General features: G+C 65.1%; 18 protein-coding genes, 1 other RNA gene and 1 pseudogene. 9 read left to right on the top strand and 11 right to left on the bottom strand.

Going from position 1 to position 19,369, the window contains the following annotated elements:
- Positions 1-1,538, top strand: a 1,538-nt coding sequence (locus C493_RS22950; protein ID WP_007257908.1) for a DUF7527 domain-containing protein, incomplete at its 5' end; no start/stop codon positions are given.
- A 291-nt stretch (positions 1,539-1,829) separates the two neighbouring features.
- Here the strand turns inward: C493_RS22950 and C493_RS02930 are convergent.
- Entirely contained in the window at positions 1,830-2,135 is a 306-nt protein-coding gene (locus C493_RS02930; protein WP_007257907.1) for a hypothetical protein, read from the bottom strand.
- A gap of 351 nt (positions 2,136-2,486) precedes the next feature.
- Here C493_RS02930 and C493_RS02925 point away from each other — a divergent pair, with 351 nt between their 5' ends.
- From C493_RS02925 to C493_RS02910, 4 genes and pseudogenes are all read left to right on the top strand, one after another.
- Positions 2,487-3,851, top strand: a complete 1,365-nt coding sequence (locus C493_RS02925) for an adenylosuccinate synthase (RefSeq protein ID WP_007257906.1) — start codon at positions 2,487-2,489, stop codon at positions 3,849-3,851.
- Between the two features lie 111 nt (positions 3,852-3,962).
- Positions 3,963-4,421: pseudogene (locus C493_RS02920) on the top strand (hypothetical protein); the annotation flags it as partial.
- 290 nt (positions 4,422-4,711) lie between these two features.
- The gene (locus C493_RS02915) at positions 4,712-4,915 is read left to right on the top strand and encodes a methytransferase partner Trm112 (RefSeq protein ID WP_007257904.1); all 204 of its coding nucleotides are present in this window, start codon (positions 4,712-4,714) and stop codon (positions 4,913-4,915) included.
- Between the two features lie 15 nt (positions 4,916-4,930).
- Positions 4,931-5,512, top strand: coding sequence for a DUF7524 family protein (locus tag C493_RS02910; protein ID WP_007257903.1), 582 nt, complete (start codon positions 4,931-4,933; stop codon positions 5,510-5,512).
- A 92-nt stretch (positions 5,513-5,604) separates the two neighbouring features.
- On the opposite strand, the gene C493_RS02905 is transcribed toward C493_RS02910, so the two are convergent.
- The 3 genes from C493_RS02905 to C493_RS02895 all read right to left on the bottom strand — a co-directional run bounded on the left by C493_RS02905 (position 5,605) and on the right by C493_RS02895 (position 8,218).
- A complete protein-coding gene (locus C493_RS02905; protein ID WP_241430867.1) occupies positions 5,605-6,771 on the bottom strand; it encodes a DR2241 family protein in 1,167 nt (388 codons plus the stop codon).
- A gap of 30 nt (positions 6,772-6,801) precedes the next feature.
- A complete protein-coding gene (locus C493_RS02900) occupies positions 6,802-7,710 on the bottom strand; it encodes a CbiX/SirB N-terminal domain-containing protein (RefSeq protein WP_007257901.1) in 909 nt (302 codons plus the stop codon).
- 154 nt (positions 7,711-7,864) lie between these two features.
- On the bottom strand, positions 7,865-8,218 hold the full coding sequence (locus C493_RS02895; protein ID WP_007257900.1) for a BsuPI-related putative proteinase inhibitor: 354 nt from the start codon (positions 8,216-8,218) through the stop codon (positions 7,865-7,867).
- A 126-nt stretch (positions 8,219-8,344) separates the two neighbouring features.
- On the opposite strand from C493_RS02895, the gene C493_RS02890 reads away from it, so the two are divergent.
- Positions 8,345-9,109 carry a DUF2797 domain-containing protein gene (locus C493_RS02890; protein ID WP_007257899.1) on the top strand — a complete coding sequence of 255 codons (765 nt, stop codon included), beginning with the start codon at positions 8,345-8,347 and terminating at the stop codon, positions 9,107-9,109.
- Positions 9,110-9,249: 140 nt separating this feature from the next.
- Here the strand turns inward: C493_RS02890 and C493_RS02885 are convergent, their stop codons facing one another.
- The 4 genes from C493_RS02885 to C493_RS02870 form a co-directional block, all read right to left on the bottom strand.
- Positions 9,250-10,086: a phosphatase PAP2 family protein gene (locus tag C493_RS02885; protein WP_007257898.1), complete on the bottom strand. Its 837-nt coding sequence runs from the start codon at positions 10,084-10,086 to the stop codon at positions 9,250-9,252.
- Positions 10,086-11,900 (bottom strand): ABC transporter substrate-binding protein, encoded by a 1,815-nt coding sequence (locus C493_RS02880; RefSeq protein ID WP_007257897.1) that lies wholly within the window; start codon positions 11,898-11,900, stop codon positions 10,086-10,088. The genes C493_RS02885 and C493_RS02880 overlap by 1 nt, the downstream gene beginning before the upstream one ends.
- A 118-nt stretch (positions 11,901-12,018) precedes the next feature.
- Positions 12,019-12,855 (bottom strand): phosphatase PAP2 family protein, encoded by an 837-nt coding sequence (locus C493_RS02875; protein ID WP_007257896.1) that lies wholly within the window; start codon positions 12,853-12,855, stop codon positions 12,019-12,021.
- The gene (locus C493_RS02870) at positions 12,855-14,807 is read right to left on the bottom strand and encodes an ABC transporter substrate-binding protein (RefSeq protein WP_007257895.1); all 1,953 of its coding nucleotides are present in this window, start codon (positions 14,805-14,807) and stop codon (positions 12,855-12,857) included. Before C493_RS02870 ends, C493_RS02875 begins: the two co-directional genes overlap by 1 nt.
- A 627-nt stretch (positions 14,808-15,434) precedes the next feature.
- Here C493_RS02870 and C493_RS02860 point away from each other — a divergent pair.
- From C493_RS02860 to C493_RS02850, 3 genes are all read left to right on the top strand, one after another.
- Positions 15,435-15,758 carry a ribonuclease P protein component 4 gene (locus C493_RS02860; protein WP_007257893.1) on the top strand — a complete coding sequence of 108 codons (324 nt, stop codon included), beginning with the start codon at positions 15,435-15,437 and terminating at the stop codon, positions 15,756-15,758.
- Between the two features lie 117 nt (positions 15,759-15,875).
- A complete protein-coding gene (locus tag C493_RS02855; protein WP_007257892.1) occupies positions 15,876-16,124 on the top strand; it encodes a YhbY family RNA-binding protein in 249 nt (82 codons plus the stop codon).
- On the top strand, positions 16,121-17,044 hold the full coding sequence (locus tag C493_RS02850) for a mechanosensitive ion channel family protein (protein WP_049889093.1): 924 nt from the start codon (positions 16,121-16,123) through the stop codon (positions 17,042-17,044). The genes C493_RS02855 and C493_RS02850 overlap by 4 nt, the downstream gene beginning before the upstream one ends.
- Positions 17,045-17,091: 47 nt before the next feature.
- Here C493_RS02850 and C493_RS02845 read toward each other — a convergent pair whose 3' ends face one another.
- From C493_RS02845 to ffs, 3 genes are all read right to left on the bottom strand, one after another.
- Positions 17,092-17,880, bottom strand: a complete 789-nt coding sequence (locus C493_RS02845) for a LolA family protein (RefSeq protein WP_007257890.1) — start codon at positions 17,878-17,880, stop codon at positions 17,092-17,094.
- Positions 17,881-18,023: 143 nt separating this feature from the next.
- On the bottom strand, positions 18,024-18,839 hold the full coding sequence (locus C493_RS02840; RefSeq protein WP_007257889.1) for a LolA family protein: 816 nt from the start codon (positions 18,837-18,839) through the stop codon (positions 18,024-18,026).
- A 179-nt stretch (positions 18,840-19,018) separates the two neighbouring features.
- An RNA gene (ffs, locus tag C493_RS22000) (signal recognition particle sRNA) lies at positions 19,019-19,330 on the bottom strand.
- Positions 19,331-19,369 lie beyond the last annotated feature (39 nt).

Here is a 19,369-nt window from a genome sequence, read left to right as displayed (position 1 = left end):
AGGCTGAGACCGACACCGACGCCGGGTCCACCGACGACGCCGGACCGGACCTCGCCGAAGTCGAGGCTGCCGCCGAGCAACTCGAGCAGAGCGATATCTCCTGGACCGAAGACGACGTCGACGCTGCAGACGAGGAATCGACGACGGTGCTCGCCGGCGACGCGGACGTCGCGACGACGTCTGCGTCTCCCGAATCCGAGTCGGGTACCGATTCGAAATCGCCGGTCGAATCTGTCGAAGAGTCAGACGACGGCGAGACCGAAGAGCGGTTCCAGGAGGAAGCCCAGTGGCGCGAGACGCGCAGTATACCGTCGCTCGACCCGGACAACAGCGAGACGGCCGCCGAACCGTCGGCCGCACCGTCACAGCCGGCCGCCGCCGGTCAGCGCAACGCCAACGCCGAGCCGAAACGCCAGCGGGCGACGCAACAGCAGTCACAGGACTCGCGAGCGCACGTCCAGCAGTCGGCCCGACAGCGAGGAGCGACCGATCGGCGCGATCAGCGAACGGGCCAGGCCGAGGCGAGTCCCGCCGAGCCGGCCGAGGCCGAAACGGGGTCGGCGCCCGAGGAGGCGACGGCCGAAGCCGACGAGCGCGTCGCCGAACTCACCGACCGTATCGAGACGCTGGAAGCGACGCGCGACGAACTCGCGGCGACGGCCGAGCAACTCGAGGCCGAGCGCGACCGGCTGCGCTCGGAGAACGAGGACCTCTCCTCGACGATCGATCGACTCCGCTCGCGGATCGGCGAACTCGAGACCGAACTCGAGCGCGCCCGCGACGCCACCGCTGCCGAGCCGACGCCGTCGGGAACGGAACTCCCGCGCCAGCGCGCGCTAAACGAGACGAACCTCTTCGTTCGCTACGACTCGAAGAGCCAGCCGACCCTCGAGTCGGCCCACGACGGCGAGGGCGATCAGTCGGCGGTCGCCGACAACCTGCGTCTCGAACACCACACGGGCTTCGACGCGACGGACGTCGTCGTCGACGGCCAGCCCTACGAGACGTTCCTGACCGAGACGATGGAACACCAGTTCGTCAGCTGGCTCACCCAGACGCTGCTCTTCGAGATTCGCGACACCGGGAACGCCGACGGTCTCGGCGATCTCTACGACGCGATCCCGCGGATCGACCGCGCCGAACTCGACGCGACGATCTCGCTCGCCGACGACGACACCGACGACGTTCCCGACGAGGTGCGCTTCGACGTCGTCGCGTTCGACAAAATGGGGAACCCACTAGTCGTCGCCAACCTGAACGATTCGCGCGTTCCGGCCTCGCAGGGCATGCTCGAGGACGTCGAGGAGACCGCCTCGGCGGTCAAGGCGAACTACCCCGAACTCGCCGCGGCGACCGTCGTCACGTCGAGTTACTTCGAACCCGGCGCGCTCGAGGTCACCGAGCGGGCGACCGGCGGTGGCTTCCTCAGCCGCGGCTCGAAACTGAGCTACGTCAACCTCTCGCGAAAGCAGGGGTACCACCTCTGTCTCGTCGAGTCCCGATCGGAAGGGTTCCACGTGAACGTACCAGAACTCTGATCGGCGTCTCGAGTCGGCGATCCAACCGCTGTTTTTTCATCGATTTTCACTCGAGTCCGCGAGCGGCGGCTCGTCGTCTCAACGATCACAAAAGGGACGTTCGACCGTCCGGCTGGCGAACGGTCGGTCGGGCGGTTCGCGTGGCGAGTTACGACGCCAGTTCCCCCGCTCGAGTCACTCGAGCGGGAACTGATACGGGTTGCTGTCCGTCAGTTCCGGCGCACCTGCGACCCGGGCGGCGGTTGGGCCGGGACATCGGGACAGCAATCCGTACGAAAGTGGGGAGAGAGACTAGCCTTCGATTTCGGCGACGTCTTCGATCTTCATGCCGTCGAGCTTGTCGATGATGTCGTCGAGCTTGTCGTCGAGTTCGTCGACGAATTCGGCGGTGCGCTCGGTCTTGATCGCACCCTGGCTGGAGGGCTCGATGAGGTTCTCTTCCTCGAGGACGCGAAGCGAGTAGCGGACTTTGTGGTGGGGGTAGCCCGTCTCGTTGGACATCTTCACGATCCCGATCGGTTCGTTTTCGATGACCATCTTCAGAACCTGAAGATGTCGTTCCAGCATATCAACTTCCTTCTCAAGTCGGTCTATCATGGCATTTGTTAACTTGTCTTTGTACCTTTTAAAAGTTACTCTCGAACGCCGCCAGTCCACTCTCAACTGAGTGTTCGTTCCTGTCAGTAGTTAACGTTTCGGGTTGCGGTGGATACGAACAGGTCGCGTTGATTCCTTCATGACTGTTCAGTATAGTTCGTCATTCGAATTGGAATGTCGACTTTTCGACGCGTGGTCAGCTCTCGTTTCTCACTTGGAGTCCCACGGTAATACTGCTGTCGGCCGAGTCCCGACCGAGCGTTCGGTTGTACACGCTTGTGCATATCGAGACGTGTGAGAGCCGTCCATACCGTAATCTGTTTATCGGCCCGGCAAGAACCCGCCGCTGTTATGACCGTCACAATCGTCGGGTCGCAACTCGGCGACGAAGGCAAGGGTGGGGTCGTCGACCTGTACGGCGACGCCGCCGACGTCGTCGCCCGGTATCAGGGCGGCGACAACGCAGGCCATACCGTCGTTCACGACGGTGAGAAGTACAAGTTATCACTCGTGCCGTCCGGCGCCGTCCGGGGGAAAGTCGGCGTTCTCGGCAACGGCTGTGTCGTCAACCCCGAAACGCTGTTCGACGAGATCGATACCCTTCGAGAACGGGGTCTCGAGCCCGACGTCCGCGTTGCCGAGCGCGCACACGTAATCCTCCCGTACCACCGCGCGCTCGACGGGATCGAAGAAGCGGAGAAAGAAGACCTCGCCGCCGGGACCACGAAACGCGGCATCGGTCCCACCTACGAGGACAAGGCGGGCCGACGCGGCGTCCGCGTGGGCGACCTGCTCGACCCCGACGCGCTGCGCGAACGACTCGAGTACGTCGTCCCCCAGAAGAAGGCCCTCGCCGAGGAGGTCTTCGGCAAGGAGACCGGCGAAGAATTCGATATCGACCACCTCTACGAAACCTACCGCGAGTACGGCGAACGCATCGCCGAGGAGGACATGGCCGTCGACTGCGGGACGTTCCTGCAAGCGCGCATCGACGACGGCGAGAACGTCATGCTCGAGGGCGCACAGGGGACGTCGATCGACATCGACCACGGCATCTACCCCTACGTTACGTCCTCGAACCCGACCGCCGGCGGCGCGACCGTCGGCACCGGACTCGGCCCGACCGTCGTCGGTCAGGGCGAGGTCATCGGCATCGTCAAGGCCTACCTTTCGCGGGTCGGCACCGGTCCGCTCCCGACCGAACTCGGCGGCGTCGAGGGTCAGACGCCCGATTACGACGCTGATGTCGGCGCCGGCGCGGACGAAGAGGAGCTGGCGACGTACATCCGCGACGAGGGCGGCGAGTACGGCACCGTCACAGGTCGCCCCCGCCGCGTCGGCTGGCTCGACATGCCCATGCTGCGCCACGCGGCTCGCGCGAACGGCTTTACGGGTCTCGCGATCAACCACATCGACGTCCTCGCGGGACTGGACGAGGTCAAGGTCGGCCACAGCTACGAGTTCGATGGCGACGAAATCCTCACGATGCCCGCAACGACCGAGCAGTGGGGGCGCTGTGAGGCCACGCTGAAAACGTTCGACGGCTGGCCCGAGGTCGACTGGAGCGAGGTCGCCGAAGAGGGGTACGAGGCGATCCCCGAGAACGCACGCACCTACCTCGAGTACGTCAGCGACGAACTCGACGCGCCGATCTACGCGGTCGGCGTCGGCCCCGGTCGCGGGGAGACCGTCGTGGTCGAGAACCCCTACGAGTAGCGACCGCCGCTCGTTCGGGCCAGGCTGCACAGTCCAGACGACGTTTTTTGGCGCCTCGTTCCCTACTATCGAGAACGAGGTGCATTCTCCGTGAGTAACCGTCCGCAGTGGATCGAGGCGGTGTCCGCCCGTTCGGGAACGGTCGCCAGGCGACTCGAGCGTCTCGACAGGGCCATCGCCGCGCAGATGGGACGATGGGGGATCCCGGTGTTACGGCTCGCACTCGGCATCGTCTTCATCTGGTTCGGCGGGCTGAAGGTGGTCGGCGGCAGTCCCGCCGGGGAGCTCGTGGCCGCGACGGTGTACGTCGTGCCACCCGACCTGTTCGTCCCGATACTCGGCGTCTGGGAGGTGCTCATCGGCGTCTGTCTGCTCTACCGACCGCTGATCAGGCTCGGGATTCTCCTGTTGTTCCTCCAGATGCCGGGGACCTTCCTGCCGCTGGTGTTGCTTCCGGAAGTGGCGTTCGTCTCGTTTCCCTTCGAACTGACCGTCGAGGGACAGTACATCGTCAAGAACCTCGTCATCATCGGCGCGGCCCTCGTCGTTGGCAGCACCGTTCGGGAGGAGACGGGACCGGGGGACGGGGACGGGGACGCAGACGCAGGACAGCCGGACGAGGGGTCCCAGCCCGACGAAAGCGGAGCGTCGGCGATCCCGCCGACCGAGCGGACGCAGTCGAACTGAGACGGTTTGCTGTCCCGATATACCGGGCGCAACCGCTGCCCGGGTCGCGAGTGCGTCGGGAACAACGGACAGCAGACCGTCTGTATCGGTCGAGCGCCGCGTCGCCGTGACACCGACCGTCGCGGCGACGGCGTTCCCGAAACCTTTTGCTGGAGGCAAACAGCCTACGTACTATGAACGAGTCGTTGCTTGAGATCCTCTGTTGCCCGTTGGATAAACACGAGCTGGAACTCGAGGACGCGGAATACGCCGCCGACGACGACGAGGAGATCGTCGACGGCGCCCTCTCCTGTTCCGAGTGCGGCGAGCGCTATCCGATCGAGGACGGCATCCCGAACCTGCTGCCGCCAGACATGCGCGAAGAGACCCCGGCCTGACGGCCAGATTCCCCCGTGCTCAAAGAGGTCACCGTCCACGTCAACCGCGGCGCCGCCGACTCGCTCGAGTCGACCGTCGACAGCATCGATACTCGCGATTCCTTCGATTGCTGTCTGCAGAGCCACGGCACGCCGGCACACGTCCACTGTCGGCTCGCCGGCGACCTGGCCCGGATCGCGTCGCTCGAGACGGCGAACTACTACGTCGAAGCCGACAGCGAGACCTACGTCGCGGTCCGCGTCGACGCCGAGGCGATCGACGAGCCGGTTACCGGCGCCCTCGAGGTGTTGACGGGCTACGGCTCGGAGTCGATTTCGATTCCCGTTACCGTCAGACCGCCGCCGAAGGCGGTCGACGTCGACGAATCGCTGGCCGAGCCCAGCCGCCCCGACGCCGACCGCGAACTGACGCCGCTCGAGCGAGCCGTCGACGCGACCGGGCTCGAGCCGGCGACGCTCGCCGTCGTCGCGGTCGGCCTCGCCGCGGCGGCCGTCGGTGCGGTGACGGCGGCGACGATCGGGGGCACCGTCGCGACGCTCGGCCTCGCGATCGTTACGATCGGCGTCGTCGTCGCTATCGGGCTGTTAGTGCGATAACCCGGTGCGTCGCAACCTGTTTGTTCGTTACGTTCGAGTAGCTGTGTCGACGGTCGACGACAGACGACCGTCGGCGCCGCCGTCCGACAGTATCAGTCGTCGACCTGCCTCGCCTCGAGGTCGCCCTCGTCGTCGAACCGCTTCGAGCGAAGGTACCGCGCCCGGTAGCGGTTCGCGCCGTCGTTGACGTCGGCCTCGCGGATCTCGTCGGTCCGGCCCTCGGCGACGGCGTCGATCAACTCCGCGAGCTGGTTGTACTCGCTCGTGGTCAACTCGAGTTCGTAGGTGTGTTCCTCCTCGGACTCGAGGATGGTCCACTTGCGGGCGGCGGCGATCACGAGCGAACAGGGCTCGCGACAGGGGAACGGTCCGTCGCCGCCGTCGACGTCGAGTTCGTCGCCGTCCTCGTACTGCCACTCGCGGCGGCGAAGACACTGCGAGTCGACACAGCAGGCCTCGGCCATCCAGTCGACGGCCTCGCGGGGCAGTTCGTCGATCACGTCGTAGATGCCGCTCTGGCGCTCGGCCGTGTCGGTCCAGTGGTCGACGTCCAGGTTGCCGCGCAGTTCGCGGTGCCAGTTGGCGACCGTCGCGGGGTAGAAGAACTCGACGGCGTCGACGAGTTCATCGCCCGACAGCCCCGTAAACGCCCAGCCCGAGGGAAGCGTCGGCGCGGTCTTCAACGGCCGGTATCGTCCGTCCTCGTCGTGGGTCGCGAGTTCGCGGGCGTCGCGTGGCTCGTCGTACACCTCGAGGTCGGCGATATCGGTGTCGGCGTCGTCGACGTGCCAGAGGTCGTAGACGCGCTCGCCGGTGGGATCGTCGTCTGCGTCGTCGACCAGGCGAGCGGTGAGACAGAGCTGGCCCCACTCGCGGTCGAGACCCGCGCGCAGCGCGTCGTAGCGCTCGGGAACCGACAGCGGATCGTCGATCGAGGGGTGGTCGATCGTCGCGTCGGTGGCGGCGTCGCCGGTTGCGCCTGCGTCGGTATCGACCGCCACCGGCGCCCGCTCACACCACCGGAGGAACGCGCGGCGGGCGGTCCCCTCGCCGCCGACCGACCGCTGCCAGTAGCGCCAGTTGGTGACGTACGCCGACAGCGCCTCGAGTGCGTCCTCGAGGTCCTCACGCTCGAGGCCGCTCCACTCCTCGTCGGCGGTCTCGAGGGTGTAACCGTCGGCCCCGTGCGTGACGCTGAGTCCGTCGAAGGCGACCGCGTCCCCGTTTCCGTCTGCGCCGGCGTCGACCGCATCGATCAGGTCGTCGACTGCGGGTGCGTCGCCCACGTGTCAGTCCCCCGGTTCCGCGTTCGGTCGGGTGGCGTCGCCGTCGCCGTCGCCCGTCAGGGTGACCGACTGGCGGACCGCCTCGAGGGCGTCGCCAACGTCGGCGCCGGCGTCGACCGCGCGCTCGAGGATCACGTCGGCCATCAGCCCCTCGGTGCCGACGGCGCCGGCGTACCAGATGCGGTGGCCGTCGACCTCGCCGGGCACATCCCAGCCCAGTCGGTAGTCCTCGGTCAGCCCCATGTCCTCGGGGATATCCTCCTGGGTGTGGTAGCCGTCGGCGACGAACAGCGGCACGACGACGACGTCGTCGGTCTCGAAGTAGTCCGTGACGTCGTCGACCTCCGGCTCTTCGTCCATGAACAGGGCCTTCACCTCGTCGAAGCGGTCCTGCTCGCGGATGCGGTCGGTGTGGTACTCGATGGCCTTCGCGGAGTTTTCGTTTCGCTCGGTACCGTGGCCCACCACGGCCAGGCCGAAGCCCTCCCCGACGTCCGGATCCTCGGTCACGCTCTCGGCGCGCTGGACGATGACGTCCGTCATCGCGTCGTGGGTGCCGACCGGCCCGCAGTAGTGGACCGTCTTGTCGACGTCGTCGACCGCGAGCGTCGCCTGCGAGGCGCTCGTCCCGTCGGAGTCCCACCGCTCGGGATCCCAGTCGTCGAGTCGCAGTTCGCGCGGGATGACCTGTTCGGTGAAGTAGCCCTCGCTGATAAACAGCGGGACGACGAACACCTCGTCGGCTTCGAGAGTGCGGATTACCTCGCGAAAGTGCGGTTCTTCCTTCCAGAACGCCTCGCGGACCTCGTCGAAGGCGCCCGTCTCGCGGACGGTATCCGCGTGGGCGTAGGTGGGATCCGACGCGTTCGGATTCAGGTGTGAGCCGTGCGCCGCGATAACCAGCGCTTGCATATCCGTTCGTTAGGATAGCACCGATTTATACTCTTTGACAAAGGGGAATAGTACTCCTTCGATTCACGAACTCGAGTTTCTAACACGGAAAAACCCGTTGGCTAACTATGAAAATCTGGGGCGTCGGTGGCTGTTCGTGACGCCCCACAGGACATCAACTCGAGACGCCGAAATCGGTCCGTGCCTCGCAGGTCGCCTCTCGAGCGCGTAACTCGGCGGCGGCGACGTACCCGCCGGGGAGGGGATCCGTCCACTCGGCCTCGTAGGTCGCCGTCTCTCCGGGCGCGAGTCGCTCCGCACTGAGCATCTGGGTAAACAGCTTGCCGTCGGTGTAGCGCCAGACCTCTCGGCCGTCGTCGGTGACGACGAACTCCGCCTTGCAGGCGTCCGAAAACTGTACCTCGACGGGTTCGGATCCCTCGTTAGTGACGCGAAAGGAGAACTCGACTATCGTCGAGCCACGGCCGTCGGTCGATACGTCCGCCTCGAGCGTTCCCTCGAGTGCCATACCCCTTACTTCGACGGCGGCGTGGATAGGCCTTGGCTCGAACCATCGGTCGTCGGCCGACGATTCCAGCAACCGACCGGGACAACGAACGGTATATTTGCCGGCGGTCCCAACTCCGAACGAACTGTGCAACTCGTCGGATACGAGCCGAGCGGTCGGGGGTCGGCGCTGGTACTCGCCACCGGCGGCGCGGTCGAACGCCGGCCCCTCGAGCCCGGAACGCGACTCGAGTACGCGCTCGGTTCGCGCCGTTGTGCCGGCACGATCGACGAACGCGGCGACCACGTCGCCTGCGACCGGCCGTCGGCGCCGTACTGCGAGTATCACACCAGCACGTGGGTGTGCGCTCGCTGTACCGGCACCTGTCTCAAAGACGAGATGGACTGTTACCAGACCCATGCCGTCTATATCGCCGCGTTCGCCCCCGACACGTTCAAGGTCGGAGTCACGAAACTCGAGCGCCTCGAGACCCGGCTTCGGGAGCAGGGCGCCGACCGGGCGGCCCACGTCCACACCGTCTCGAACGGCCGGATCGCCCGCGAACTCGAGGCCGAGATCGCCGAGCGACTGGTCGACCGCGTCCGAACGCCGGCGAAGATCGCGTCGCTCGCCGCGACGGTCGACGAGGACGACTGGGAGGCCGTCCTCGACGAGTTCGACGTCATCGATCGCTTCGCGCTCGAGTACGAACTCGGGCTCGAGGCCGGCCGACAGCCGGTCCCCGAGACCATCGCCTCGGGCACCGTCGTCGGCGTCAAGGGCCGGCTACTGGTTCTCGAGAACGGCGGAACGACCTACGCCGTCGATATGCGGGAGCTAGTCGGGTACGATCTCGCGGCCGACGCCGAAACCGCCCGCGAACGTCAATCGTCGCTCGACTCGTTCGGGTAACCGATTCGTCCGCCCATTTCTCCGCTGCTCACGATACCGACTCGAAGACCCGCCGGAGTCGGTCGACCGACGCCTCGAGTCAGGTCTCCGGTCGTCGCTCGAGACGCCAGCGGGTCGTCACCGCAGTCAGGGGCGGTCGATCACCGATTTCGAAGCGACGCCACGCGGTCGCTGACCCACTCGCCGACCGACCAGCGACCGACCAGTATCCCCGCGAGTTCGACGCTGATCCACGCGAGCGCGATACCGGCGACGACGTCGATCGCCCAGTGGATGCCCAGGTACATCGTCGAGATCGCGACCGAGAGACCGAGGAAGCCGGCGACGACGTTCCACTTCGGGTAGACGTCCCGCGTGCGGAACGCGAGCACGGAGACGGTCACGGCAAGCGAGGTGTGCAGCGACGGGAAGACGTTCGTATTCCGGTTTACCTGTCGCGTGAGGTGCTGGTACTGGGGATACGTATCGTACAGCAGCGCCTCGACGAGTTCGGGCATCATGTTTCGCGGCCCGTAGGCGATGACGAGAGTGTACAACACGAGTCCGAGCGTGTAGTTCAGCGTGTAGGCCGCGAGCAACTGCCGCAGCGGTCGCGTGTTCGAGAGCGCGAAGTAGGCGACGACGGGAAAGACGAGCAAGAACACGTAGCCGTAGATGTAGATAAACGAGAAGTAGGCGGTCAACCACGGCGTCGCCTGGTCCTGGAGCCAGAGGATGAACTGCCCCTCGATGTCGTAGATCGCCCACGTGAGGTTCCAGCCGATCATCCACGAGAGGTCGGGGACGACCTGTCTGGCGACGCTGTTAAATAGGAGCACGATCGCGAGCACGGCCGTGATCGGCGCAGCCGCTCGAATCCGGCCTCGCCACTCGGTTCGCGTCGCTCGAAGCCGGTAGCGGCCGACGAACAGCGCGATCGAAACGCCCACCATGAGCGCCACGACGACGACGAGCTGGGTCAGCACTTGCAGTAACATCAGTAGTGTCTCACCCGGAGATTGCCGTCGCCGTCGTACCGGAAGCCGGCGTCCTCGAACGCCTCCCGGGCCGCGTCGACGTCGACCTCGCCGTCGGCGCCGAGAAACGCCGTCGCGGGATCGCCGTCGTCCCACGCCAACTCGTCGGGCGTCCACTCCTCGGTCACCGGCGTCGCGATCGGCTCGGCGTAGCCGTGAAACACCTCCTCGGCAAGCCAGGCCTCGTCGATCAGTTCGGCGACGACCTGCCGGAATCGCGGGTTGCCAAAGGGCGCCTTCCGGGTGTTGAAGCCGAGGTGGTAAAACGACCACGTGGGCGACTCGAGCAGCGTGAGATCGTCCGTCTCCTCGACGTCGATATCGTCGACGACGTAGCTCTCGAGTGGCGTACTCGTCACGTCGGCGTCGTCGTCTTCGACGAGCTGGATCGCCGACGTGCTCCGCGGATCGATCTGGACGCGCAGTTCGTCGACGGTCGGTTCGGGGAGATCGACGTCCTCGCGCAGCGTGACGTGATCCCCGAAGCGCTCGAGCGTGAGGTGCTCGCGGTCGGTTCGATCGGCGAACTGGAAGGGGCCGCTGCCGACGGCCGGAACGTTGTCGGTCGTCAGCGCCTCGGTCGTCCCCTGGGCGATGCGAACGCCCCGGACGGTCGCCTCGCCGGATCGCCCCTCCCAGACGTGTTCCGGAAGGATCGGCACCGTCAGCGCTCGCTCGGCGGCGTCTTCTCCGGTCGCCATCTCGAACTCGAGCGCGGTGTCGTCGACCCGCGTTACGGCCTCGACCGCCGCGACGCGACCGCGGTAGCGCGGCGACGGCGCCGCACCCGAGCCGTCCCCGCGTGCGGTGTCCGCCAGAAACTCGTAGGTGAAGACGACGTCGTCGGCCGTCAGCTCCTCGCCGTCGTGGAACGTCAGCTCCGGGCGGAGTTCGACGGCCAGCGTTCCGCCGTCGAACGTCCACTCCTCGGCGAGCCAGGGCTCGAGGTCACCCTCCGCGCCGGCGTCGAAGACGTCGGCCGCCAGCGGATCGTACAGCAGATCGGTAATCGTTCCCCGGTCGCGATACTCCGCGTTCAGCGGATTGAGATTCTGGGAGGGTCGCGCATCCGTGTACACGGTCCGCAGTTGCTCGGCGCTTCCCTCGCGTTGGGTATCGAGTCCGAGATAGCCCGTCCGCGTCGAGAGGTGGCCGTCGGTCCAGCCGTCGAATCGGTCGGCCCTGGCGAGGCGGTGTTCGATCGGCCGACAGATCGGCACGAACGGTTGCTCGAGGGCCAGCGCCTCGAGGACCGACTCGACGGCGTCCGCTCGCTCGTCGCCCTCGGCGGCGCGTTGCTCCTCGAGGCGCTCGTCGACGAGCAGGTTCGTAAAGCCGAAGGGGTTCTGCCAGCCGGATTCGTCGGCGTACGTCGAGTGCAGCGTCTCGTAGAGAAAGTCGGGATCGGGGTCGCCGGGATGGCGACCGACGTAGACGTCGAAGTCGTGGTTGAGCAACACCGAGCGCAGAAACTCCTCGTTAGAGCGCATCTCGATGGCGGTGTCGATGCCGGCGGCCTCGAGCGCCGCGGCGATTTCGCGGGCGAGGCGGATGCTCTCGCGGTCCCCGTCGGCGGGCAGCGTCGTGATCGTCAACGAGAGCGGATCGACGCCGTCGCGATTGATGGCGCTTCGAATCTGGCGGATACAGCCGCTCGTCGGTATCGTCAGTCCGGCCGCCGTCGCGCTCAACGCCGCGCGTCGGCTGATCCCGCCGTTTACAGGCTCGCCGTCGCTCGAATCGCTCGCCGTCGAGACACCCGCTCGGTCACTCATTCGGTCTGGTGGAACTCACAGGCGTCAGTATAACAGTATTGTGCTGTCGGTCGGTTCTGACTCGAGTGTGGCGACCGACGGCCGGTACCGGCGCGTCGAGTTTCCGACGCGGCGCGGGTTACCGATCCAGTCGACGGCGCAGATCGGTCAGTCGGCCGCGAACGTCGTCGTAGCTCCAGCGGCCGACGATCTTGTTCGCCAGGGCAACGCAGACGACCGCGAGCGCGAGCCCCGCAACGACGTCGACCGCCCAGTGGATCATCAGGTACATCGTCGAGATGATGACGCTGACCGCGATGACGGTGGCCACGACGAACCACTTCGGATAGCTGTCCCGCGTGTAGTAGGCGAAGATTCCGACCGTCGCGGACAGCGAGGTGTGCAGCGACGGGAAGACGTTGACGCTCCGATTGACCTCCCGCGTGAGACGCTGGTACTGCGGGCTGTGTTCGTACAGCATGACCCCCAGCTCCGACGCGAAGATGGTGTGATTTCGCGGCCCGTAGGCGATCACGAGGATGTACAACACGACTCCGATAGCGTAGTTAAGCGAGTACGCCGCCATGAGTCGGCGGAACGTCTTCGTATCCGACATAGCGAAGTACGCGACTCCCGGGAAGATCAGCAGGAACGCGTAGCCGTAGACGTAAATCGCGCTAAAGTACGCCGTCAGCTCCGGCGTCGAGATCTCCTGAAAGATCAGGATGAAATCGCCCTCGATATCCCGGATGAGCTCTGTCGCGTGAAACCCCATATTCGGGGCTGTCTGTCGCATCACTCGGTTCAGTATCAACACGAGGCCCAGTACGGCGAGGTACGGAGCGCAGATCCGGAGCCGCGGCCGCAGCTCCACGATCGTTCGTTCGAGTCGTTCCCTGCCGATGAACAGCGCTAGCGAGACCGGAAGCAAGATTCCGACGACGATTGCAACCCGCGTCAGTACCTCTACAAGCATTAGCCTCGCCTCAGCACGGCTCCGTCCTCGTCGATCGTGTACCCTTCCGACTCTAACATCGCGTGGGCCGCCTCGACGTTGACGTCTCCGTCGGTTCCGATAAACGGCGTCTCGGGATCTTCGCCGTCCCACGCGAGTCGATCCGGGGTCCACGCGTCGGTTACGGGCGTCGCGAGCGGTTCGGCGTGATCGTAGAAGATGTTCTCGACGATCCACTCCTTGTCGATCAGGCGGCAAACGGCTTTCCGGAAGCCCAGTTCAGTCCGTCGCATGTTGAATCCCACGTGATAAAACGTCCACGAGTCGTCTTCGAGGCGGACGACGTCGTCGTGGTCTTCGGGAATTCTGCCGATGGCGTGGGCGTCGATCGACGACGACATCAGGTCTGCGCTGTCGTTTTCGACGCGACTGATCGCCCCCTGATTGTTGGGTTCGACGCTGAACCGCAGTTCGTCGACGAGCGGACCGCGAAGGTGATCCTCCTCGAGGTCTTCCCGGAGCGTAAAGTGGTCCTCGAACCGTTCGAGGTGGAGGTAGCTCCGCTCGGACTGGCTCTCGAACCGGTAGGGGCCGCTGCCGATCGGCTCGACCGAGTCCGTCGTCACGAGGCTCCACTCGCCCTGTTCGACCGAGAAATCGTCGAAGTCGCTGATTCGGTCCTCGAGTTCCGGGAGCCAGATATGCCGGGGGAGAATCGGCACGGTCAGTGCGCGCTCGGCGACGTCTCTACCGCCGTCGACGGTGAGCCACAGCGTATCGTCGGCGTCGTCGGCGACGACGACCTCGTCGACGGCGCTGGTTTGACCGCGGTACCGGGGCGCGGGCGCTGGCGTCGACGACTGGCCGAGCGTGGTGTCCTCGAGAAACCGATACGTGAAGGCGACGTCCCGTGCGGTGACCGGTTCGCCGTCATCATCGTCGTCGGTACTGTGGAACGTACAGCCGTCTCGAAGCGTGATCTCGAGGGTTGTCTTGTCGTCCGAGTCGTCGGGGGTCTTGTCACCGCTGGATTCGTCGTCTGTTTTGCCGTCACCGTCGGGTTCGTCGTCCGTTTTGCTGTCACCGTTGGATTCGTCGTCCGGGTGGCCGATCTCGTCTCGGTCGACTTCCGTCCACGACTCGGCGAGCCACGAGGCGACCTCGATCCCCTCGTCGGTGTAGACGACGGTTCCGAGCGAGTCGTACAGGAGGTCGACGACCGTTCCGCGTTCGCGGACCGTCGCCGAGAGGGGATTGACGTTTCGGGAGGGGCGTGCGTCCGTGACGAGGGCGGTCAACCGTTCGATGTCGTCGTCGGTCGGCTCGAGGCCGAGATACCCGGTTCGGGTCGCCAGATGACGGTGGTCCTCGTCCCAGCCGTCGAAGCGGTCGCTTCTGGCGACGCGGATCTCGCTTGGCCGACAGATCGGGTCGAAGGGTTTCTCCGCCGCCAGCGTATCGAGGAAGTTGTAGCTCCTGTCTACGAATAGTTCTCGTCGCTCGTCCCCGTCCAGACGGCGCTGCTCTTCGAGTCTCCGATCGAACAACGTACTCGCGAAGCCGAAGGGATTCTGCCAGCCGGATTCGTTGGCTCTGGCGTACGTCGAGTGGAGGGCCTCGTAGAGGAAGTCCGGATCGTAGTCCGCGGGGTGGCGGCCGACGTAGATGTCGAAATCTCCGTCGATCAGCGACTGCTCGAGAAACTCGGACCGCGAACGGATGACGGTGGAGGCGTCGATTCCGACCGTTCGGAGGTTCTCCTCGAGGTGGTCGGCGATCTGGGCGGTCGCCCGGCCGTCTTCTGTGGGGACCGTGAGAATGGAGAGCGACAGTTGCTCGTCTCCATCCCGGCTGACGACGCTTCTGACGTTATCCATACAGCCACTCATCGAGAGCGACAGCCCGGCTGCGCCGGCAGCCAGGACGGAGCGTCGACTGACGCCGTCGTCCGGATCGGTTGGATTACGTTTCATTCAGTCTATTACACCTCTTTGCTGTTGATATATAACAATATTGCGTACTTCATTTGCCTACCGGGGAGTCCCAAATACTTTTCCACTCGTCGAGGCGCTCACGAAGGCGTGCGTGAACACGGTAACTTCGTTGAGAAACGTCCGACGACAGCCGGTTACGAGCGCACGTTCGGCCCGCTCGAGGCCGCGTTCGGTGGCCGTCGCTCGCGGTCGCTCGCCGAGTCGTCGCCTGCGCGACGGGTCGGTTGCCAGCCGCTCGATTCCCGTCGGGAATTCGGCCGTCGTCTCGCATTTCAGACAGTCGATGCCGTCGGTGTGACGCGGCCCAAGCACGGTGGCCCGGGACACGCTGTCTGCAATCGATGGAGAGCCGGCGAAGGGAGCGCCCGAGCGGACCCAATCGCGCGTTCGAGTCGGCGACTTCCGCGAGGACCAGTCGCTGTCGGTCAGTGGTCGTGCCGATATCGCTGCGCTCGAGGGCGACTGCACACTCGAAGTAGTGGAAAACGCTGACACTCACGCTTCGGCGAATGGTTTCGACGGGGCGAGCAAAACGCTGCCGTTCTCGGCGCGCCGCCGGCGACCGAGAGACGCAACACCAATACGTCGACCGCGACAAGTGCGCGTATGGATATCGCCGCCGAGCGAATCGAGCGCCTCCACGAGCTGGCTCGAGCGGCGGCAACGGAGGACGACCACGACCGGGCGCGTTACTACGTCCGCCTCGCGCGCCGCGTCGCCGAACGAAATCGACTCGCGCTCCCTCGAAAGTTTCGACGCTTTACGTGCGATCGCTGCGATGCGTACCTGCGGCCGGGACGGAATGCACGCGTTCGGTTGCAAGACGGCCACGTCGTCATCACCTGTGACTGCGGCGCCCACGCGCGGTATCCGTACGGGAACGACGACGGGAACGACGAGGCGTCGGAGCGTGAGGACGACACGCCGTAGGGATCGCGCTTCCGCCGATAGGTACAACCGAATGACAGTTCCCACAGCGGCCGAAATCGACGATTCTCGAGTTTCGATTCGGGAAGATTCAAACGGCTCCATTCGCTATGCACAGCTATGGATACACAGCAACTGAAGCAGGAGGCCCACGATCTCGACGTCACCGTCTGGGTAGGCAAAAGCGGCCTCGAGTCGGTCGTCGACGAACTCGACGACCAACTGAAAAACCGCGACCTCGTGAAAGTCAAGTTCCTCCGTGCTGCCCGTGCCGGCAGTTCGACCGACGAGAAGGCGGCGGATCTCGCTGACCGCGTCGATGCCGAACTGATCGACACCCGCGGGCACACGGCCGTACTGCATCGATGAGCGGTGCGGTTGGCGCCGTGTTACAGGCCGGGGGGCTCGGCGCGGTCGGAAGCGCACTCGAGGACGCGACTCCGCTCAACGCCGCACAGGCCGGGAGCGTCGAGAGCGTCATCCAGTTCGTGGTGGCGTTCGTCGTCCTGATGGGCGTCGGTCGATACGTCGTCTTACCGCTCGTTAGCCGGGCACTCGATAAACGGGAACTGGACGAGCACGCGCAGAATCCGCTGTTGATGCTGACTCGATTCGGCGTGCTCTTTTTCGCCATCGCGATCGCCTTCGGCTTCGCCGGCTTCGGGAACTTCCTCGTGTCGATGGCCGGTATCGCGGCCGCCGGCACGCTGGCGCTCGGGCTGGCGAGCCAGAACGTCATCGCGAACTTCGTCGCGGGCATGTTCATCTACGTCGACAAGCCGTTCCGAATCGGCGACTGGATCGAGTGGGACGACGGCACCTACGCCGGTACCGTCGAAGACATCAGCCTCCGCGTGACCCGCGTCCGAACGTTCGACAACGAACTGCTGACGGTTCCGAACTCGAATCTCACCGAAAGCACGCTCAAAAACCCCGTCGACGGCAATCGGCTGCGCATGAAATTCGTCTTCGGTATCGGCTACGACGACGACATCGAGCAGGCGTCCGAAATCATCGTCGACGAAGCCAAACGCCACCCCGAAATCATGGACGACCCCGCTCCGTCCGTTCGGTTGACCGAACTCGGCGATTCGGACGTCGGTCTTCAGTCGCGCATCTGGATCGACAATCCCTCGCGCGCCGATTTCGTCCGCATTCGCGGCGAGTACGTCACCGAAGTCAAGAAGCGCTTCGACGAGGAGGGAATCGACATCCCCTACCCCGTTCGCACGCTCGAGGGCGGCCTCGCACTCGAAGGCCAGCGCGCAGTCGGTCAAACGGCCGAGTGACGCTCCGAACCCCTCGATTCTGACGCAGAAACTCGTCGCCGACTCGCCTACCGCGTTTCGATCGTCACGTTTTCCGGCGGTTCGAACGCGAACGTCTCGTCCTCGAGGCCCGAATTGAACTCGACCGTCTCGAACCGCTCGACCAGTTCGTACCGCTCGCCGTCGCCGAGTTCGAAGACCTGTCGCTCTTTCAGCGGGTAGCCGTACTCGTCGTCGATCCAGACCGTCCGTTCGACGACGGTGAGCTCGTCCGGCGCGTCGACCGTCTCGAGCGCGTAGACGTACTCGGTGTTGCCGACGAGCACCGAGACGCCGTCTTCGATCGCCTCCTCCCGTAGTTCCATCTCGAGGGCGTGGGCCTCCCGGTCGGCGATCTCCTCGGTGGCCCGGTACTCGAGGTCGTACCACTCGCGTTGCCACTCGGCCATCTCGGCGCGGTCCGACCGTATCTCGGCGCTTTCGAACGGTTCGGCTGCCTCGTGGCGCTCCGCGAGCGACTGTTCGGGGTAGTACCACCACGCCCCCGACGGATCCGAGGCGAAGACGTGTCCCTCCCGTTCGGGATCCGGGGTCTCGAGGACCTCTTCGCGGTCGTGGGCGTAGGGTCGGTCGTAGACGCGAACGGTCTCCGAAATCGACTCCTCGCCGCCGGTGACCTCGATCGTCATCTCGCCGGTGACGTCCTCGAGGTCGTCGCCGTAAACGAAGGTGTGCTCGAAGAGCGCTTCCGTGTCGGGCTCGTCGCCCGCGTTCGACGGCGGCGATACGGCGACGCAACCGGCGAGACCGATCAGTACGAGTACCCCCAGAAGTATCGCGAGTCGGCGAGACGCCATAGGGGGTATCCTGTCCAGAACGATCCTAAGTTTTTTCATGCGTCTCGGGATCGAGACCCACCGATCCGGGCCGGTAGAATCGGCAGTTCGGTCGGAACGGCCGTGGAATCTGAATCGGAACCGCCTGATCGACCGGCCGACGCTCACCCGTCCTCGTACACATCGACGTCGTCCGGCGGCTCGAAGTCGAACGTCTCGTCGCCGAACCCGCTGTTGAACGTCACCGATTCGAAGCGTTCGGTCATGACGATCTCCGTGCCGTCCGGTCCTTCCCAGACGACTTCCTCCTTGAGCGGGTACTCGTACTCGGCGTCGATCCACAGCGTCTGCTCGACGATTCGGTACTCGTCTTCGGCCTCCAGGTCGACCGTTTCGAGCGCGTAGATGTACTCGGTGTTGCCGACGAGCACCGAAATCCCGCGCTCGACGGTCTCGTTTTTCGCTTCGACGTCGAGGACGTGGGTTTCTCGATCCGCGACCTCCTCGGTGCCGCGATACTCGATATTGTGTTTCTCGAGTTCCGTCTCGGCCGTCTCGGCTCGCTCCGCTCGAATCTCGTCGTCGTCGAACGGCGCGTCCGCGGGCACGTAGTAGTCCGCGGCTTGCAACTCCGGATAGTACCACCATCGCGTCGTCTCGTTTGCGACGTAGACGGTTCCGTCTCGGTCGGCGTTCGACGCCTCGAGCGTTTCGCTTCGACGGTCGGTGTAGGGGCGTTCCTGAATCCGTTCCCGGTCGCCGAGCGTCTGATTTCCGTCGGTTGCCTCGCTGATGACCGTCCCCTCGACGTCCTCGAGGGTGTCGCCGTGGACGAACGCCGCTTCGAAGAGCGATTCCGCATCGACATCGGGGTCGGCGGGTTCGTCCGGATCGTCGCCGGGCGCGGTGTAACTGACGCACCCACCGAGGAGAAGCAACACGACCAGACAGCAACCGACGAGGACCCGACGCGAGAGCATACGTGTAGTCAGCGAGTCGACATCCCTAATATTTTCTATTCGATCGCCCGATTGGAACGTCCCGATCGACCGATCGTCGGACCACCGACTCGCCGTATCGGCGAACAGACGAACGGTGCTCTACTGTCGCTCCTGTAGAAACAGCGGCGCTGCTCGAGTATAATTCCGAATGCAGTATGAGTGTGGAAGCCGCGATTGCCCGGCGTTCCGACCGGGGGAATCTCGGTTGCCTTCTCCACCCCGCGACCCGTCGAGCGACAGGTGTCCGGCGGTCCACTGCTCGCTTCCGCGCCTGATGGGCTGTCGCCGGCTAACCACGATGGGACGTCCCTGCGGACGACCATCGTGGACCGCTGTCCCCGACGGACGAGGCTTCCACGTTGGCTCCCGAGGCCCCGGTCGGTCTGACCGGACGCCCGCGGTGTTCGGTCCCCGCTAAAGGCCATAGTGCGGGTTTCGAGCAGGACCTAACTGCCCGACCTATCCAGTTACTCGTAGGGAGTGGGAACTTAAGGGCCTTTCGTCTCCCG

It is taken from the genome of Natronolimnohabitans innermongolicus JCM 12255 (genome assembly GCF_000337215.1).
In the GTDB taxonomy this organism is placed as follows: domain Archaea; phylum Halobacteriota; class Halobacteria; order Halobacteriales; family Natrialbaceae; genus Natronolimnohabitans; species Natronolimnohabitans innermongolicus.
Note: the sequence above shows the minus strand (reverse complement) of the source record. Positions and strands in the feature narration are given on the sequence as shown.

What these genes read in the sequence shown, in the direction of transcription:
- C493_RS02845 (WP_007257890.1), bottom strand. Translation starts at nt 17,880, where the DNA reads ATGGCGTCTCGCCGACTCGCGATACTTCTGGGGGTACTCGTACTGATC.
- C493_RS02875 (WP_007257896.1), bottom strand. Translation starts at nt 12,855, where the DNA reads ATGCTTGTAGAGGTACTGACGCGGGTTGCAATCGTCGTCGGAATCTTG.
- C493_RS02870 (WP_007257895.1), bottom strand. Translation starts at nt 14,807, where the DNA reads ATGAAACGTAATCCAACCGATCCGGACGACGGCGTCAGTCGACGCTCC.
- C493_RS02895 (WP_007257900.1), bottom strand. Translation starts at nt 8,218, where the DNA reads ATGGCACTCGAGGGAACGCTCGAGGCGGACGTATCGACCGACGGCCGT.
- C493_RS02885 (WP_007257898.1), bottom strand. Translation starts at nt 10,086, where the DNA reads ATGTTACTGCAAGTGCTGACCCAGCTCGTCGTCGTCGTGGCGCTCATG.
- C493_RS02880 (WP_007257897.1), bottom strand. Translation starts at nt 11,900, where the DNA reads ATGAGTGACCGAGCGGGTGTCTCGACGGCGAGCGATTCGAGCGACGGC.
- C493_RS02850 (WP_049889093.1), top strand. Translation starts at nt 16,121, where the DNA reads ATGAGCGGTGCGGTTGGCGCCGTGTTACAGGCCGGGGGGCTCGGCGCG.
- C493_RS02840 (WP_007257889.1), bottom strand. Translation starts at nt 18,839, where the DNA reads ATGCTCTCGCGTCGGGTCCTCGTCGGTTGCTGTCTGGTCGTGTTGCTT.
- C493_RS02860 (WP_007257893.1), top strand. Translation starts at nt 15,435, where the DNA reads ATGGATATCGCCGCCGAGCGAATCGAGCGCCTCCACGAGCTGGCTCGA.
- C493_RS02925 (WP_007257906.1), top strand. Translation starts at nt 2,487, where the DNA reads ATGACCGTCACAATCGTCGGGTCGCAACTCGGCGACGAAGGCAAGGGT.
- C493_RS02915 (WP_007257904.1), top strand. Translation starts at nt 4,712, where the DNA reads ATGAACGAGTCGTTGCTTGAGATCCTCTGTTGCCCGTTGGATAAACAC.
- C493_RS02900 (WP_007257901.1), bottom strand. Translation starts at nt 7,710, where the DNA reads ATGCAAGCGCTGGTTATCGCGGCGCACGGCTCACACCTGAATCCGAAC.
- C493_RS02930 (WP_007257907.1), bottom strand. Translation starts at nt 2,135, where the DNA reads ATGATAGACCGACTTGAGAAGGAAGTTGATATGCTGGAACGACATCTT.
- C493_RS02855 (WP_007257892.1), top strand. Translation starts at nt 15,876, where the DNA reads ATGGATACACAGCAACTGAAGCAGGAGGCCCACGATCTCGACGTCACC.